Genomic DNA, 16,349 nt, shown 5'->3' on the forward strand with positions numbered 1-16,349 from the left:
GTCTCAATTTAGTTTAGGTATAGAAAGAAGCATTTAATAGCCAACATTATAATGCTGATTAGATAAGCCATGGCCATAATTCTAAGTGGTAAAGAAGGAAAAATAGCTGAAAGAGTAATAATTGTAGGTAATCTTGGAAGAATGAAAACTATAACCTCTATGCTAAATGAGCTGGAGACCGTAAACGAGTTCGCAGGCTATTACACTTACACTGGGAAATATAATGGAAAAAGGATAACAGTAAACTTCCACGGAATTGGAAATTCATCATTGGCCCTAATAACTAACGACCTGATTAGTCTAGGGGCGAAGTATATAGTAAGGTTCGGTTCTGCTACCGGCGTAAGCGATAAGGCAGATGCGGGCACTGCAGTAGTGCCAATAGGCTATTCATATAACATAGGAGGATTTGCACTTCAGGAACTAGGAGAAATGATAAATTTTGCTGCTACTGGCAACCTAGACTTAATTAACTTATTAGTGGATAGCCTAAAGAAGTCAGAAGTTAAGGTAGCTACGGGAAACATGTTTACAAGCGACTCAATTCACAGCCACGATGAAAAATTCCTTCAGAAATGGAGATCTTTGAATCATTTAGCGGTAGACTTGGAAGGTGCAGCACTTTATTTTGAAGGGGCAAGACATGGAATAAGCACTGGTGCAGTTCACCTAATTTATAGAAATCCAATGACTGGTAAGTCAATGTCACAAGCTGACATAGAAAGGACTGAGAAGGAGATAAGCAAGTCTATACTTGACGCGTTAACTAAATTATAACGAAGTTAGCTGTCAAATATTTTTAATAAAATAATGCGTACTTCTATATTGGCTAATGAATTACGAATATCTTAGCATTGTCCTTCTATTTACTTTAACCTTAGCCTACATTCTCTCAAAGGTCAAGCTTAATCCCATTGTAGCTTACCTAATAGGTGGAGTAATAGGTACGTCTTTTCTAGGAATAAACTTCAACTCGTCTTATTTTTCCATACTTACTTTCCTTGCATTGAATCTTTTATCTTTCGAGATAGGTGCAGGTTTTAACATTTCGAAAATAGGACCTTTGTTAAGGAAATCTATTACAATAGCGTTGGTGGAACTATCTTTTATTACGACAATATCTTATTTAGCTGGCATTTATATTTTGCATTTTTCCCCTTTAGGTTCTACTTTTCTAGTTTTAGCCTCATTAGATACAAGTACTTCTATATTATATAAACTTTTTGAGAGAAAAAATGTAGAGGATAGGGACGTACTGATAGCAGTTGCCTCTATAGAGGACGTGGAGGTCTTCTTCCTTTATTCCTTTTTTGTAGCCTTGAATGGCTCCTTTAGAATATTGACAGTAGTATCAGTGATTATAGAGTTATTAGTTGCATCTGCTCTAATATATGTAATAGCTAAATTCTTTGTAAATCGTGTAATAAATGGCATAATTAGAATTGAGGATCAGGGCATAACCACGTTAATACCAGTAACTTTAGTTTTTGTCTTTCAATTTATCTCTACTTCTGTAGGAGTTCCTACCACTCTTTCAATGATACTAGCAGGGATAGCATTTGCTTCCGTTTCGTCTAGTGACAAAGTGTTTAAGTTAAGTTCTCCTATTAGAGATCTATCTTTGATTTTCTTCTTCCTTTCTGTGGGAGGTTATCTAAAGCTTTCGTTATCTATATTGGAATATGTAATAATAGGTATTTTAGTACTTGGAATAAAATATTTCTCTTTCAGTACTGCATCGTGGATAACGGGTTCTCCCTTTAAGAGGGCATTTACTGACGGATTTTATATGATTGCAATTAGTGAATTTGGTATAATTGTCAGTATTGATGCTATAAATAGTGGAATAAATATTTTCGCAATTTACTACTTATCGGTTGTAGTTGTCCTTTTGTCATCTATACTTGTATCTTTTGTAGATATCAAAATTGACTACCTTGAGGAGATGGTATCTTATGTGTACAGTAAGTCCTTTACTATCAGAACTATGGACTCTGCGTTTCTATGGTTGAATAGAAACGTAATGAAGGGAATATCTCCTATAGCAAGATCTTCACTTTTTAAAGCATTTATTATTACAGTAGGCTACATTATTTTGCCTTTATTTCTCTTTAGTAAGCTTAACCTGTTGATATACACTTTTGTTAGCCCTCTAGTTGGCATATCTTTTATAACGATAACAGAATCTATAACAGATATCTTTGTAGGACTGATTATATTTGTTGGGTTTTCCATACAAGTATCTAAAATTTATTACACATTATATACGATTATCGTCATTAATCTAATGAAGGTAAGAGCCAAGTGGCTTAAGAACTTCTGGAAGGTAGTGTTAAGCCCTATCTATGTTGGTCAGAGGTTCTACTTATTAACTTCAGGTTCAATTTTCTGGATCTTTGATCTAAGTAGCTCTATTTTGTCTAATGGATATTTAATTAATCTTTTACCTATTTTATTGGTAGTCGCATTAATTTCTATTATCTATCTATCAATATTTTATGTGCCCTATAAAATAGACTCGAGCATAATAGGTAAACCTCCTTCAAATAAGAAATTGTTAAAGATTACAGTGTCTTCCATTAAGAGGAGTAAAAAGAGGATATTTAATAAAGATCTTAATTCCCAATTTGGAAAGAAACTGGAGGAAGTTATTTCTAGAGTCTAAATAAAGGTACTAATTAATTAGTATAGGTGCCATATCTTCAATTGCCTTGGATATAATCATATTCAAAGGACTTTTGTCACTAATTTTCCCATTAAAATTTTTAATTATATCTATTTCGTTACTTATCTCTGTCTTAAGTATGAAATTCTTTCTTTTAATTACCAATAACAATCTAACTTTTCTTTCCTCTATTTTCATGACTATAACTGTTCCACTTTTGCTTGAATCTATTTTTTCCCTTTCTATAAATGGGGGCAGCTGAATCTGTTTGATGATATTCCTCATATACGGATTCTTTAACTTAAAGTTTAGTATAATTGGAATATGATCTGAAATTCTGAGGAGTAATTCTCCAAGGAATTCCTCTTTGCTCAAAGGTAGCAAAACGGGGAAGTCCTTGTTCTCTTCCAAGAACAAATCTATAGCTCTCTTCATCTGTCTAAGATATCCTCTCGTCTTAGACATCAAAGCTAACGTTACAACCGTTTTGCCAGTATCAAAGGCATATGTCATAAGAGCATTTAGTAGCCTATTTATTTAAATAGTTCCCTATGCTAAAACGGATATACCTCATACTAAAATTCTGTAGGGAATAATGTTTATTGGACAAGAAACTTTACTTTTCACCTTTTATAGTATTACCCTTATTTAAATTCTTCCAAATCCAAAGTATGTGGAATCACGTTAATTATACCCTTAGTTTGAGAGCTTATCTTTTTTAAATGTATTTTATTTATTAATTTTTAATATTTATTATCAAAATTGGTAATGTTGGTCAAAGATCTATTTCCAAAATCATTTTTAATACTTTGGCAAACACTTCTTAAATGCATAGAGCGTGGTCACAGTTAGCCTTATGGCTAATACTAATAGCTACTTTGGCTCCTTTTGCTGCAACAATTTCTAGCTATTTCGTTTACTCTGATTCTCCTTTTCTTTCAAAAAATTTGGAAAGCGTACAAGCAGAGAATATTATTACGAAGTATTTTAACATAAGCGAGAAAGACAGCATTTATGTCCTTTACAACGGTTCCTACAATAACGGATTAAAGGAGATATATTCCAATTTATATCTCCTAAATGATGCTAAGGTAATTACTCCATACCAATATATAAATAACACTATGATAGAATATGAGCGTTACTTAGAGCCTCTAATATCAAGCTATTGTGACAATATTTCTAAGTTGCATGGTCTATATGTTAACTTAACTCATTATCGGGATTTTCTATTTCAGAACTCCTCGCTGTTTGAAGAAGAGCTAAACTTCACGTATTGGTATCCGACACATTATAATTATTTTAGCTCTTATTTTAGCTCTCCAAAATTAAAGGAGTTTTTAACATATTTTAATTCGTCAAATGGAAGTATTATAGAAAGGGAAAGAAATGCATCTCTTAAGGTATTTGAAAACCCATTTGTTCTATGTTTCAGTAACAAAAACTATACTAACTTAACTCTGATAAATAAGGTCATAAATGACCCTAACTATCCTCTATTGATAAAGGAGCTAACCGGGGTTAACGTTACGATAGAGGAGTTAAAGAATCCTCATGCGTATGTATTATCTAAGGTAGAAGAGAAAGTTCCACCTCCTCCTATATCGATTTCAAATTTTCATAAGGGTAATGTATGGCTGTTCTTAGTAGAAGTTCCTAACAACGAAAGTCTGGACAACATAGAAAAGTTTATGTCGTCATTACAAAATGCACAAGTAACAGGACATCTTCCTTTCTATGCTCAATCAGCTTACTATACCCAAAGCAACATTGAGATAATTGATATTACCACGGTTGCTCTAGTGGGAATACTGTTGGCACTTCTGTTGAGAGCTTTGATACCTATTTTAGTTTTAGTTATTGATGCAGGTGTTGGTGTTATACTTTCGTACGGTATTATGTACTTAGCCTCCTTACTAGGATATAAAATATATTACATTTCTGGACTAGTTACTCCACCTATAGTATTTGGTATTTCTATTGACTACGCCATTTTGTTCCTATATAGATACTTTGAAGAACTCAGAAAAGGTGGAATGGATAAAGAACGCGCTATTGGAAGAGCATTCTCGACAGCAGGAAAGGGTGCAGCGTTTAGCGGCCTCTCTATCGTGATAGGGTTTGTCGGTTTCATAATTTCTCCTTCGTCCCTCCTTAAGAATATAGGAGTAGCTTTAGTAATTTCATCAATCTCATCTGTAATAGTAGCAGTATTTTTAACATATACAATAATTTCGATCATACCTGTAAACAAGCTAGGTTTTCCTAGGAAGGAGGTACCAAAAAGTGAGGACGTTAGAGAAAGCTACCTTGAGAAAGTTGCATCTCTTTCAATTAATAAAAGGAATTTAGTTATAGTAGGGATGATAGTACTCTTAGTTTTCTCTATAGGCTTTTCCATGGTTCATTCAACCAACGGCAACATAAACGAAATTATACCTTCATATGCATCTTCATTAAAAGCAGAAAATCAATTATCCAATTTTTATAATTACAGTATAGATTATATAGTACTAAAAGGCAATCCCAACTCAAGCTATAGTCATATCCTTAACTTAACCAAGACCTTAATTAATAGAGGAGACATAGTTTACGGACCTGCATCAATAGGTAAGTATATAGTTAACAAGAGTACTTCGCTGACTAATCATTTCTATAGAGATGGATATACTCTAATGGTAGTTTATATTCCGTATCCAGTTTTCTCAAAAGGTGCAATAAATGAGACCAATCAATTAATATCTACAGGAGCTCTTGTTGGAGGCTCGAACGCTCAAAGGATAGTTATAATAGATAATTCTGAAAATGTATATTTCCATTTTACTTTGTTGTTTACAATAATAGGTATTATATTATATTTATTTATAATACTTGGTTCGCTATCTATACCACTTAGACTTGTTCTAACCATAGGCATAAGCTCTGTATTTGGTGTTGCAATGATGTATGCTGTTTTTGGCTCTGTTTATTGGATAACACCTCTTGTAGTATTTGCGCTTTTATTTGGTTTAGGAATAGATTATGATTTATTTATAATCTTAAGATTAATAGAGACTAACGAGCCAAACTGGAATAATAGAATCATCTTCTCTATAAAGAAAACGGGTCTTGTGGTTACTGCGGCCGGTTTAATATTATCTGGCGCTTTCTTTTCCCTTATGGTTTCAGACCTTAGGTTTTTACAAGAGATAGGCTTCGCAGTCGGAATTTCTGTGCTTTTTGATACGTTCGTAGTGAGGCCAATTCTCGTACCTGCCATTTTAAGTGTCTTAAAGGAAAACAACTGGTGGCCTAACTTGAGGCATAGGACCTAGCTATCTTAAGAACTTTTTCAGCAACTTCCAGAGGATTTCTGCCGAATATATATGTAACTGGTTCTAATCCCTTTCCGCCCAAGTGAATTACTGCGTCCTCTTTGCAGTTGAAGACCGAGCTAACGGCTTCAGCAATCATTTTATCATCTACAGAATCTTGTGGGCCAACTTTAGAAAAGGAAAGACCATTAGCCCTTATTGAGGATTCAACCTTAGAATCGTACTTTATGTCCATTACGGACCTTACATCTGGACAATTGTCCATAATTCTAATTAAAATTTCAGAAAGGTGTTTACTTCCTCCCCATTGCGGTTTCGAAGCTGCAATCGGAACTCCCCTTATGTTGGCTATTCTCCCTGGTATTCCTAAAATGTCGTTGTAATCCTTAGCCCCTCTCTTTGCAAATGCCAAATTGCTTAATACTTGTGGTATGAGGAACGAAATTAGTGGATTTTGTATTATTTTTAATGCATCATAGAAAATAGTCTCCTCGTCTTGTCTATATATTTCACCACATATAGCACAATCGGCCGGAATTTCCCTATCCATTCCTCTATGAAATTTGCAAAATCTTAGATTACTTAGAAATATTAAAGATCTAGTTGTGATAAATAGCATTGCACTCTTCACACCCTCTCTAGTTAATACCTCTGTCAAAGAGCATAACATCTCATCAATTTCTTCCTTATTCAATCCCATTTGAATTAATTTTTCCTTGTATTCTTGTTCATTTTCCTCTAAGTATTGTTTAACTGCAGGCTGAGTAACACCTAAAAGGGACGCTATTCTAGTTTGACTCATACCTTGTTCTCTAAGCTTTTTAGCTTCAAGCACCCTTAATGAAGGTAGAAGATGGTCTGTAATCAGATATAATGGTGACTTTAACATTGATTACACCTAACATTGAGCTTGATAATAACTTCTCTCTAAGTTTTTCAGCCATTGATGGGACATTTCACGAGATATTCACCGAGGAAGGAGTCAGGAGTTTCGTAGTGGTTGGTATCGTTAAAGGTAAGGTTACAAGTTCATCGTTAGATATACAAGAGATTGAAATCGTAAAGGGAATTTACGAAGGGAGTGGGGAAAATGCTATGAGAGTAGCAGAGTACGAAGAGGCTCGTAAAGCTAAATCTGATATAGTCCTGATGGATAGGAAAATTTCCTTTGATACTTCCCTAGGTATCATTCCTCCAAAAAGATATTTAGGCATAGTGAAAGACTTTGATCCAAACACTAGAAAAGAATTACAAGCTAATGATCATACACCTTGGATAAAATCCGAGTCTAAATCAGAATTAAGGCAAGGTTACTTTAGGTTATATCCTTACTCTTGGGTCTTTATGTTTGAAACCAACATACTAGACGATTCTACGCTACTAAAGGTGCTTACGATTATGGGCAACGTACCATTGCCTGAGGCATTAGGCTACAATTATCCACTTTTCTTAGCTGATAAATTAGTAAAATATTACAGAGACAAGGAATATCGCGGAATTGAATTATTGCTTTCCCCTTCACGTTACAGAGATTTCAGAGGTTTAGTGGAGCATTTAAGACATTCTAGCAGGTTTTACTAAGTATGGATCTAATGGGGAAATTGAGGGACGTAAAAGTCATCACCAGGCAAACCGCAGACGGAAGAGGTTCTATATCATTTAGATCTTATGTAATAGAATTTCCTTTTTCTAGGTCTCAGATTAACGTTGGAAAGTTACTCTACACTCCAACGATAGAGAAGGGCAAGTTTCTACTTTTAGAGGTAGCAGACTTTCAGCCATTCCATTACGGAATGGTTAATCTAGATCCTTCAATTCCATTAACTATTAGGAGGGAAGTTATGAAAGGCGTAGAGGAGAGTTGGGAGAAGGAAAACCCTATGGAGGCCTGGGTAGACGTTTACGCATATCCAATAGGATACATCATGGAACTATCTAATTCGCCTAAGTTCATTAAGGGTTACCTTCCCCCTCTACCTGGATCTACAGTTAGAATTCTAGACGAAACTACATACAAGAGCTTCGTTTGTTACGATGGCCCTTCTCTAGGTAAGATATATGGCGAAAATATGGATATTACAATTAACCTAAAGAGAGCAATAGGTTATCATATAGGAATTTTTGCATTCACCGGATCAGGTAAGTCTAACCTTTCTTCCTTACTAGTAAGAAAAATCTTGTCTAACTGTCCCAATACTAAGATTGTTGTCTTTGACGTTTCGATGGAATATTCCGTTTTACTAAATGATATAATTTCTAAATATAATTCTCGTATAATTTCTACAGATAGAATTCCCTTTTCTGAGGAAGAAGCTAAGAAACGATTTTTCAGGAGTCATGTGATACCAGAGGAGATCCTAGACCTAAAGAAGAAAATGGGTGAAAACTTGGGCAAAATTTTTAGACAAGGCAAAATGAAACAGCTTTACGTTCCTCCTCAGGGTACACTTTACATGACATATGGAGATCTGGTGGACATGGTTAGAACACAAGCCGAAGATAAGTATACGGCAGTTTCTCTAAAGCCTGTGTTTTATTCAATGCTTACCTCACTAGATAAATTCATGAGGGAGAACAAACTTTCAAGGGAAGACTTAGTTGACGATAGAATTTTACCTTTGCTTGAAGAAACCGAAAAATTAGCTAAAGATTCTCACGCCAGGGAGAACGCCTCAATATTTACTTTCATACTCTCTCTCAGATCTTACGTTTCAATAGATATGAGTGAAAATGAGGAATATGATATTGAAAAAGTGGCTATTGAAATATTGGAAGATTCTCCTGAATCCCCTCGACTTTTCGTTATAGAACTTCCTAATCTAGATGAAGGAAGGCAGATAGTTTCATCAATAATTGAAAATGTTTATGCTAGGAGGAAGAGGTCTTATTCTACGGATCCAAAGGTCCTATTCATAATAGATGAGGCTCAAGAATTCATACCTTACGATACAAAATCTAGGGGAAACAGTGAGGCTTCTAGCTCATCAATAGAGAAACTTCTAAGGCATGGGAGGAAGTATTACCTAAATGCTTTAATAAGCACGCAGAGGCTAGCATATCTTAATACCAACGTATTGCAACAACTTCACACATATTTCATTAGTACGTTACCTAGACCTTATGATAGGCAATTGGTAGCAGAAACCTTTGGCATAAGTGATTCCCTCCTAGATAGAACCCTTGATCTGGAATCTGGGCAATGGCTCTTAGTTAGTTTTAAGGCTGCGTTACCTCATGACGTTCCAGTTTTCTTTACAGCTGAAAATAATTTGGATATACTTAGGAAAGAAATGTCGTAAGATCCAGTTTTTAGTCTCTTCATGAATTTGTTATTAGGGTCAATAATGGCAAAGGAACTCTTCCAATTCGATTCATATGTAAAGGAGAATATCTCAAAAGTAGTAGAGAAACCTGTGGATAATATCCTTGTTTTAGATGAGACGATATTTTATCCCGGTGGAGGAGGTCTAGAGAAAGATCATGGTGAAATAAACGGTATAAAGGTAGTAGATGTTAAACGTAATGAAAATAGGGAAATAATTCATGTTATGGAATCTCCTATAGATGTAAAAGCAGGAGATCAAGTTAGATGTAAAATTGATTGGAATAGACGATATAGAATGATGAGACTCCATACTGCTTCACATGTTATGGCAGCAGTTGCTTTATCTAAATTTGGAGCACTTGTAACTGGTGGTAATATATCGCCAGACCAAGCTAAGGACGATTTCTCTTTGGACTCTAAGGACAAAATTATTGAAATAGTAGATGAAGCTAATTCAATTATAAAAAGAAACTTAAACGTAAAGGTCTATTTCCTTCCTAGAGAAGAAGCGCTGAAGATACCCGCTATAGTTAAGTTAGCTGGAAGAAGTCCTCCAGAATTACCTACTTGGAGAATAGTCGAGATAGAGGGAGTAGATATACAAGCTGACGGTGGACCACACGTTAAGAACACTTCCGAGATAGGAGAAATAAAGTTCATAAAAGTTGAAAATAAGGGTAAGGGAAGAAAGAGGGTCTATTATACTGTACCTTAAGACCATACGTATTTAATGCTAGTTATGAACCTTATTGCAAAGCTTGAAACTATCCCTAGGAAGTTGGTAAATAATAGGGTCAAAGACGAACTATTAAGGTAATTATATAGAAACAAATAAATAAATATCTCAGATAACGTAGTAAAGTGTAAAAATTCTATTAGGAATAATATAGTGGTAAAGTACTGTACTACACCCCCTAAAGCTGATGATACATGGAATTTAACTAATCTCAAGGGTAATGTAGTATTCACTCCCATTCCCTTAAACGTCCACCAGTCATTTAGGAAGAAGTTAAATATAATTGAAATCTCTATTCCCAAAAGGAGGGCTCCCGCTATAGGTATAAACTTTGCAGATGTTATATAAACTCCCTCGTTAACTATTGTACCGAGACCTCCGACAATCATGAATTTCAGTAGCTTCGACACAAACTAATTTTCTAAGATTTCAATTTAAAAGTTTTTGGAGATAGTGAGTTCAAGACTTTTACAAGGTCTTGAACATCATCCCTTAAGGAGATTCTAGCGTGTGTATCCCTTAATCCAATGAACCCTTCAGGTTCCCTGATATAATATCCATTTTCAATTAGAAACTTATTAATTATCTTAGTTGGAATAGGGAACTCAACCAAAACAAAAGGAGCATGGGTATCGTAGATTTTAAAGGGGAACATTTTTTCGAAATTATCTCTAATTTCTATAACTTTTTCCTTGGATTTATTTAGGAATTCTCTAATTTTTTTTGGATTGGCGTTGGAAAAAACGTAGTTAGCTATGGAGTTAACCCTCCATGGAATATGTCTTACCTTTTGTTTTATCGAAAATGAGAAACCCATCCTTAAACCTGGTATAGATAGGGACTTAGTGAAGGATGACAACACAACAAGGTTAGGATATTCCTCAATCTTGTTTCTAAAGCTCTTTCCGTCGCTTAAATCCATAAATGATTCATCCAATACGAGCTCTCTTTTGTCTGCAAGAAATTCAAGTATTTCACTCTCATCGATTAAAGATCCAGTAGGATTTACGGGGTTACTGGTTATCACTTTAGTTCCTCTTAAATCATAAACGTAACTGTTACCTTCCTCTTTGACTGTATATTTGTTATAACAAGGATATTCACCATAGTTAGGCTGTGGGCAAGAGTATTCATCAGTCAAGAGTGACAGGAATTCTGAGACACCGTTGTATATCTCTATATAGGAAGGGTTCACATCAAAAATTTCTCCTATATTTTCCTTTAAACATTTATAGTTGTATTGAGGATAATATCTGTATACTTTTAAATTTATTGCATCTTTAATTAATTCCTCTATCTCCTTTGGTACTCCAAGGGGATTAAGGTTGACGCTGAAGTCTTTAACGTTGGGCGGCTCACCCTTGTTCCATGAGAAACCTCCGTGTTTCATAAACCCCTCCTTCTGAAATAATCACTTATAATATTTTTTTCTGCTCTTCTAAGTATTTCGCTAAGGGAAGACTGGCTTACATTCAATCTCTTAGCCAATTCTTTCTCTGTTATTTTACGTGGGAAGTCGTAAAAACCTGAATCCAGAGCTATTTTTACGATTTGTTCTTGTTTGACAGTTAATGGTTCGGTGCTGTTTACCTTCCTAACTTTTAGGACCCTAACTCCTTTAGTTACCTCTAAAAGATCCCTCAACACGTTCTTGAGCTCTCCATATCCCTCTAGAATGAAGATCCATACTACCGAATCCGCAAACATGATTCCCCTAAGGATAGAATAAGAAGCTACGACTCTAGCTATTTTGGAATCGGACGTCATAGAGCAAAGGAAGGTTTGTTTTCCAACCCTAGAGAAGGTATTGCACACTTTTTCTACTACTGCCTGATCGCTTTTTACTTCCAACAGTATTCTCGATGAAGGACCGCTAGCCTTAACATCAAATATGATAAATTCTCCCTTCATGTTGCTATCAAATGTGAATATATATGGAGTCTTTATTGTTGCGTAAAGTATCAAAATGGATACAGTAACATTATTGCTGGTTAATGTCTTATTTTTTTTTCCGCAGTTTTGAGGCATTACGAATAGAGGTTAGTTGTGCATGGAAGTATAATCGCACTCTTTTTATTCTATCTTTTGATGTATCAAAGGAAGGGGAAATAAATAAAAAAATCTAGCAGGAATTTTTATTTTCTATTGCATATTACTTGATATTAGCTCATCAGATATTTCTATCAGTTTAAGTATATCCTTAGAGCGCTCTCTAGTTAGCTCCGTAGTTCCGTCGCAGTTTAGTACCATCATGGCTGAGTCCCAGTATCTTTTTAGATGGATTCCCCTTTCCTCTGCAAATATTATCACCTTGAACAGATCCTCAACTTGCCAATCGCCTTTTTCTTTCACTTTATTTAAAATTTCCTTAGCGTTCAAGCCTTTGGCAATGTTTTTTACAGCCTCAACTGCAGCCTTGAAGAATATTTCACATGAGTCTTCCATTATACCCTCGTTCAGTAGATCATTAGCTAAATTAAACAGATCCTTAGCTTTCATTTAACCACTGTATATGAAGTTATTTTCAGCAAGAGACAATGGCGGACAAGACATGTCCTTGTCGCTTAATATTTCTTCCTTTAGGGGCCACTTAATGCCTATTTCATCGTCGTTCCACTTAATGCATCTTTCATGTTGCGGAGAGAATTTTGAATGAGTTATAAAGTAAATTACATATGACTCCTCTAGAGCTTGAAAACCGTGGGCGAAACCAGGAGGAATCCATAACATTTCACCTGGATTTAATATATACATAACATATTTACCAAACGTAGGAGAACCCTTTCTGATGTCCACAGCCACGTCAGCTATGCTACCTTTGCTTACGGTTACTAATTTTCCTTGTGGAAAGGGATTAATTTGATAATGTAATCCTCTTATTATTCCCTTTTTAGAAAAGCTCATGTTTCCTTGAACGAATTGTGAAATTCCCAGCGCTTTCATTTCATCCAGTTTAAACAATTCCATGAAGAAACCTCTTTTATCCTCGAATCTCTTTGAGGAAATGTGTATTACACCACTTATAGGAGTTTCTTTGAACTGGAAAGGAATTTTTAATCACCTAATGTATCTAGATTTTTATCTATATCATAAAAATTAAACGAAATCAGTTTCTTGGCTTTAGATATGTCTAAAGAAGAGTCCCTAGGTCTTTTAGCCTTCCATTTCATTTCATTTTCATTAACTATATCTATAAGCCCTTCTTTGCCTAACCTTGAGCCTATGCGTTTGGCTAAATCCTCCCTGGAGATTCTTTCTCCGGCTATATTTATTATCCCAGTAATTCGCATAGGTAAGATATCTAAGATCGCTTTAGCCAAGAATTTAGCGCTGATGGGGGAATAAAATGAATCCTTTATTACCTTTACTGTATTTCCTTTCTTTAGGTTATCCATAACGAATTTAGGGAAGTTGGATTTACCTCCAAACACTCCAGAAGTTCTAACTACTAGGGAAAGATCGTAAGATAACGCAAAGGTCTCTCCTATTAGCTTGGTTAATCCGTAGTAATTTATGGGATTTGGAAAATCGTCCTCTTTGTACATACCCTTCTCCCCATCAAATACATAATCAGTAGATACGTGAACTAGATATGAATTGTTCACCATGGCAGCTCTAGTAATGAATTTCACTGACATTGCATTTATCTTGTAAGCCAAGTCTTTGTCAACTTCACATCTATCAACATTAGTTAGTGCAGACAGATTAATAATAATATTAGGTTTAAATTTAAGTACTAAGTCAATTACATTTAATTCTTGTAAAACGTCAAGTCTAGTCCCCCCGTTTAATGCAGTTTCATTATATGTGGGTAAAATCTCCATAGACTCGGAAATCGAAGATAACATCTCGCGTCCTACTTGCCCAGAAGCCCCAATTATTAGAATCCTTTGAGGCATAATGCTACTATTCTGTATACAATTAAAAAGTATATAGGAGACTTTTATGTTAAACAACAAGTATAGATTCTGAGATAAGTTAAATATTATGATTATAAATGTACTATATTTCCCTAAGTTTTTAGGGCAATTTAGCTAAGCTAAAAAGCATACGGTTCATTGAGTGAGCTAAGATAGCTCTGGAAGTAAATACACTATATACCATTTATCTAAAAGACATATACTAGTGCCGCTGGATATTATGGTTATGTAGCTACAGCTTTTGGTCCTACACCTGCAATAGGTGTAGGCTTAGTTTACGTATTATACCAAGTTGTTAGCACTGCAGCCATTTCTTAATGAAACCATATGCTACCTGGAAAGAACAGGACTTAGTAGTCAATAGAAAAAAAATGGAAATTGTTTATAAATTATACACCAGTAGAAAGTTACCCAGAAAAAGAGATATGGCTGGCTAAAGTTAATACCACTGGAGATCTAACTTCCTCCCCGCCCTAAGGGCGGAGGTTCCCCTCATCGATTCGCTCTTACATCTCTCATTTGAGGGGCAGTCGAGAGGGTCAGAGAACCCCTCCCATTAAGATTAACTACAGCAACAACATCCCTATCATTCTCATAACCACAAGTACACTTAAACCAACGAGGGGAGACCTCAACCATTTTTTTAACGCATTGTGATCAGTATCTGTCTGCCATTAACAGTTAATGAGATAGGTTGAGTTGTTATCAAACCGCTGTTGATATGAAGTAGAACTTTGCACTGAGTATTAATGAGTACTGTGCTTTCTTTCACGTTTTCGTACTATTCTATCAAAATTAATTAACTTTATATTTGAATAGTATTATATGGATGAACTTGATATTTTAAGGTCTTCAGATCCTGAAGATTTCGAGAAGTTTGTAGCGGAAAGAGTACTACCCGTACTTGGTCTAACAGTACTTTCTGTCACAGGCAGCCCTAATGATGCGGGTTGTGATATTATTGCTTTCGATAGCAAGTTTGGAAATAAGTGGTGTGTACAAGTCAAGAGGTACTCTGAAAATAAGAAGGTAAGTGCAAAAGAGGTTAAGGATGTGGTCCTCGGGATGGAACACTACAGATGTAACAGAGGGCTCATAGTCACAACATCAGAACTTAGCGGTCCGGCGTTAAAAGAGTCCGAAGACAAGGGAATAGACTATATTAATGGCTCAAGGCTATTAGCGATGATAAGGCAGTATAATATTCCCATATCTTTGACGTCAAAGTTAGTGTCGGACGATAAGAGAACAGATAATAGCAGGAGAACAAGGAAAGAAGAGATGAACGAGGAAGAGGAGAAGGAACCCTCTTCTACAAAAGTAAAAGATGATGGTGCCTTCTTGCCCATCTCGGTGAGCGAAGCCGTGAAAATCGCAAAGGAGAAGCTCTCCCGTTATAAGGAGGTTAAATTGGTTTCAGTGAAAGCCCATTTAAAAAGGCTATATATTTTCAGGGTAAAAGTGAGTTATAAGTTAAAGGGTAGGAGGAGCCAAAGTCTCATACTGGGTATGGACGGTGACGGAAAAGTATATGAGGAAGTGCCAACGCTAGTTAAGAGCATCAGTTGTGAAGTTGAATATGAGACAGATTCTGAGTTCTATCATAATGTGAGGGATAAACTAACGAAGGAGGCTGAGAAGCAAGCACCTCAGGAAGCTACAGACATAGAGGTAAAGATGGAGAGTTATAAGTTAGCGTGGGTCGTTTCATACTATGTGTTGCGATTCACGGTAGGCCTGACTAAGGCGGAAATAATTGTAGACAGACAAGGTAAGGTGAAGGAGACCATCTTTGACCCATTGGATGAAAGAAGAGTGAGGGAGTTTTTCGGAGGAAAAGTGGTAAAGCTAAACGGAGAGGTAAAAGTGGTTAGGGAATTTGACGATAAGTTCTTGGAGGAACTTACGATTAATGAAGTAGGTGAAACCGTAAAAAGCACGAAGAGGGTTAAACCCGAATATGCGGTGAGTATAACCAGAGCTTTTTATCGCGTTCAAGGAGGGGTAAGTAGATTCAAAGAGGTAAGTGATGGAGTTAAAGTCGACATCCTTTTCAATAACTATCACTACCTAGCTAGGGTAGATAACGAGGGTAGGATTGTTGATAATGTGATAGTGCCAGATGTAAATGTATATGCGAGCACAGAAAAGGGTTATAACAGGAAAAGGAGGTGCTTAATAGTTAGAGAGGGAGATGTGATCAAGGTCATCGATGCTAGCGGAGTAGTAGAAAGAAAAGAGATACCTAAGGGGATATTCTCCAAGCTGAAGTTCTCGGTAAGTAACGGCATCACGTCCGATTACTCCATAGATACGAACGACCCACTAGAACTAGTGTGAGTAATTTCTGTCAAACACACAAGTGTTGGTGTTTACGTCTATTGAGCGT

15 protein-coding genes and 1 pseudogene are annotated in these 16,349 nt (G+C 35.8%); 7 read left to right on the forward strand and 9 right to left on the reverse strand.

Annotated elements, in window-relative coordinates; genetic code table 11:
- Positions 1 to 69: 69 nt before the first annotated feature.
- Together RQ359_RS01275 and RQ359_RS01280 are read left to right on the forward strand one after the other, a co-directional pair.
- Positions 70 to 777 (forward strand): phosphorylase family protein, encoded by a 708-nt coding sequence (locus tag RQ359_RS01275; RefSeq protein WP_156016260.1) that lies wholly within the window; start codon positions 70 to 72, stop codon positions 775 to 777.
- Positions 778 to 832: 55 nt separating this feature from the next.
- Positions 833 to 2,665 carry a cation:proton antiporter gene (locus RQ359_RS01280; protein ID WP_054838009.1) on the forward strand — a complete coding sequence of 611 codons (1,833 nt, stop codon included), beginning with the start codon at positions 833 to 835 and terminating at the stop codon, positions 2,663 to 2,665.
- A gap of 9 nt (positions 2,666 to 2,674) precedes the next feature.
- Here the strand turns inward: RQ359_RS01280 and RQ359_RS01285 are convergent, their stop codons facing one another.
- Positions 2,675 to 3,178 carry a hypothetical protein gene (locus RQ359_RS01285; RefSeq protein ID WP_156016259.1) on the reverse strand — a complete coding sequence of 168 codons (504 nt, stop codon included), beginning with the start codon at positions 3,176 to 3,178 and terminating at the stop codon, positions 2,675 to 2,677.
- A gap of 314 nt (positions 3,179 to 3,492) precedes the next feature.
- Here RQ359_RS01285 and RQ359_RS01290 point away from each other — a divergent pair, with 314 nt between their 5' ends.
- Positions 3,493 to 5,979 carry an MMPL family transporter gene (locus RQ359_RS01290; RefSeq protein WP_170267523.1) on the forward strand — a complete coding sequence of 829 codons (2,487 nt, stop codon included), beginning with the start codon at positions 3,493 to 3,495 and terminating at the stop codon, positions 5,977 to 5,979.
- Here RQ359_RS01290 and RQ359_RS01295 read toward each other — a convergent pair.
- Complete coding sequence (locus RQ359_RS01295) at positions 5,957 to 6,868, reverse strand: thiamine-phosphate synthase family protein (protein WP_054838012.1); 912 nt, start codon at positions 6,866 to 6,868, stop codon at positions 5,957 to 5,959. The two genes, RQ359_RS01290 and RQ359_RS01295, sit on opposite strands and share 23 nt — an antisense overlap.
- On the opposite strand from RQ359_RS01295, the gene RQ359_RS01300 reads away from it, so the two are divergent.
- From RQ359_RS01300 to RQ359_RS01310, 3 genes are read left to right on the forward strand one after another with little or no spacing between them, the layout of a single operon-like run.
- Positions 6,868 to 7,560: a hypothetical protein gene (locus RQ359_RS01300; protein ID WP_156016258.1), complete on the forward strand. Its 693-nt coding sequence runs from the start codon at positions 6,868 to 6,870 to the stop codon at positions 7,558 to 7,560. The two genes, RQ359_RS01295 and RQ359_RS01300, sit on opposite strands and share 1 nt — an antisense overlap.
- A 2-nt stretch (positions 7,561 to 7,562) precedes the next feature.
- Positions 7,563 to 9,278: an ATP-binding protein gene (locus RQ359_RS01305; protein WP_054838015.1), complete on the forward strand. Its 1,716-nt coding sequence runs from the start codon at positions 7,563 to 7,565 to the stop codon at positions 9,276 to 9,278.
- 45 nt (positions 9,279 to 9,323) lie between these two features.
- Positions 9,324 to 10,019, forward strand: coding sequence for an alanyl-tRNA editing protein (locus tag RQ359_RS01310; protein WP_156016257.1), 696 nt, complete (start codon positions 9,324 to 9,326; stop codon positions 10,017 to 10,019).
- Here RQ359_RS01310 and RQ359_RS01315 read toward each other — a convergent pair.
- From RQ359_RS01315 to RQ359_RS01345, 7 genes and pseudogenes are all read right to left on the reverse strand, one after another.
- Entirely contained in the window at positions 10,016 to 10,450 is a 435-nt protein-coding gene (locus RQ359_RS01315; protein ID WP_256201841.1) for a GtrA family protein, read from the reverse strand. The two genes, RQ359_RS01310 and RQ359_RS01315, sit on opposite strands and share 4 nt — an antisense overlap.
- A gap of 11 nt (positions 10,451 to 10,461) precedes the next feature.
- On the reverse strand, positions 10,462 to 11,430 hold the full coding sequence (locus tag RQ359_RS01320) for an aminotransferase class I/II-fold pyridoxal phosphate-dependent enzyme (RefSeq protein ID WP_156016256.1): 969 nt from the start codon (positions 11,428 to 11,430) through the stop codon (positions 10,462 to 10,464).
- Positions 11,427 to 12,005, reverse strand: coding sequence for a helix-turn-helix domain-containing protein (locus tag RQ359_RS01325; RefSeq protein WP_457921230.1), 579 nt, complete (start codon positions 12,003 to 12,005; stop codon positions 11,427 to 11,429). Before RQ359_RS01325 ends, RQ359_RS01320 begins: the two co-directional genes overlap by 4 nt.
- A gap of 177 nt (positions 12,006 to 12,182) precedes the next feature.
- Positions 12,183 to 12,539 carry a PaREP1 family protein gene (locus tag RQ359_RS01330; protein ID WP_054838018.1) on the reverse strand — a complete coding sequence of 119 codons (357 nt, stop codon included), beginning with the start codon at positions 12,537 to 12,539 and terminating at the stop codon, positions 12,183 to 12,185.
- A complete protein-coding gene (rfbC, locus tag RQ359_RS01335; RefSeq protein ID WP_054838019.1) occupies positions 12,540 to 13,091 on the reverse strand; it encodes a dTDP-4-dehydrorhamnose 3,5-epimerase in 552 nt (183 codons plus the stop codon).
- Positions 13,092 to 13,093: 2 nt separating this feature from the next.
- A complete protein-coding gene (locus RQ359_RS01340; RefSeq protein ID WP_054838020.1) occupies positions 13,094 to 13,939 on the reverse strand; it encodes an SDR family oxidoreductase in 846 nt (281 codons plus the stop codon).
- A gap of 513 nt (positions 13,940 to 14,452) precedes the next feature.
- A pseudogene (locus tag RQ359_RS01345) lies at positions 14,453 to 14,614 on the reverse strand (RNA-guided endonuclease TnpB family protein); the annotation flags it as partial.
- A gap of 171 nt (positions 14,615 to 14,785) precedes the next feature.
- On the opposite strand from RQ359_RS01345, the gene RQ359_RS01350 reads away from it, so the two are divergent.
- The gene (locus tag RQ359_RS01350; protein ID WP_054838021.1) at positions 14,786 to 16,300 is read left to right on the forward strand and encodes a restriction endonuclease; all 1,515 of its coding nucleotides are present in this window, start codon (positions 14,786 to 14,788) and stop codon (positions 16,298 to 16,300) included.
- The last annotated feature ends 49 nt before the right edge of the window (positions 16,301 to 16,349 follow it).

The sequence above is a fragment of the Sulfuracidifex metallicus DSM 6482 = JCM 9184 genome, from assembly GCA_032834875.1.
Classification (GTDB): domain Archaea; phylum Thermoproteota; class Thermoprotei_A; order Sulfolobales; family Sulfolobaceae; genus Sulfuracidifex; species Sulfuracidifex metallicus.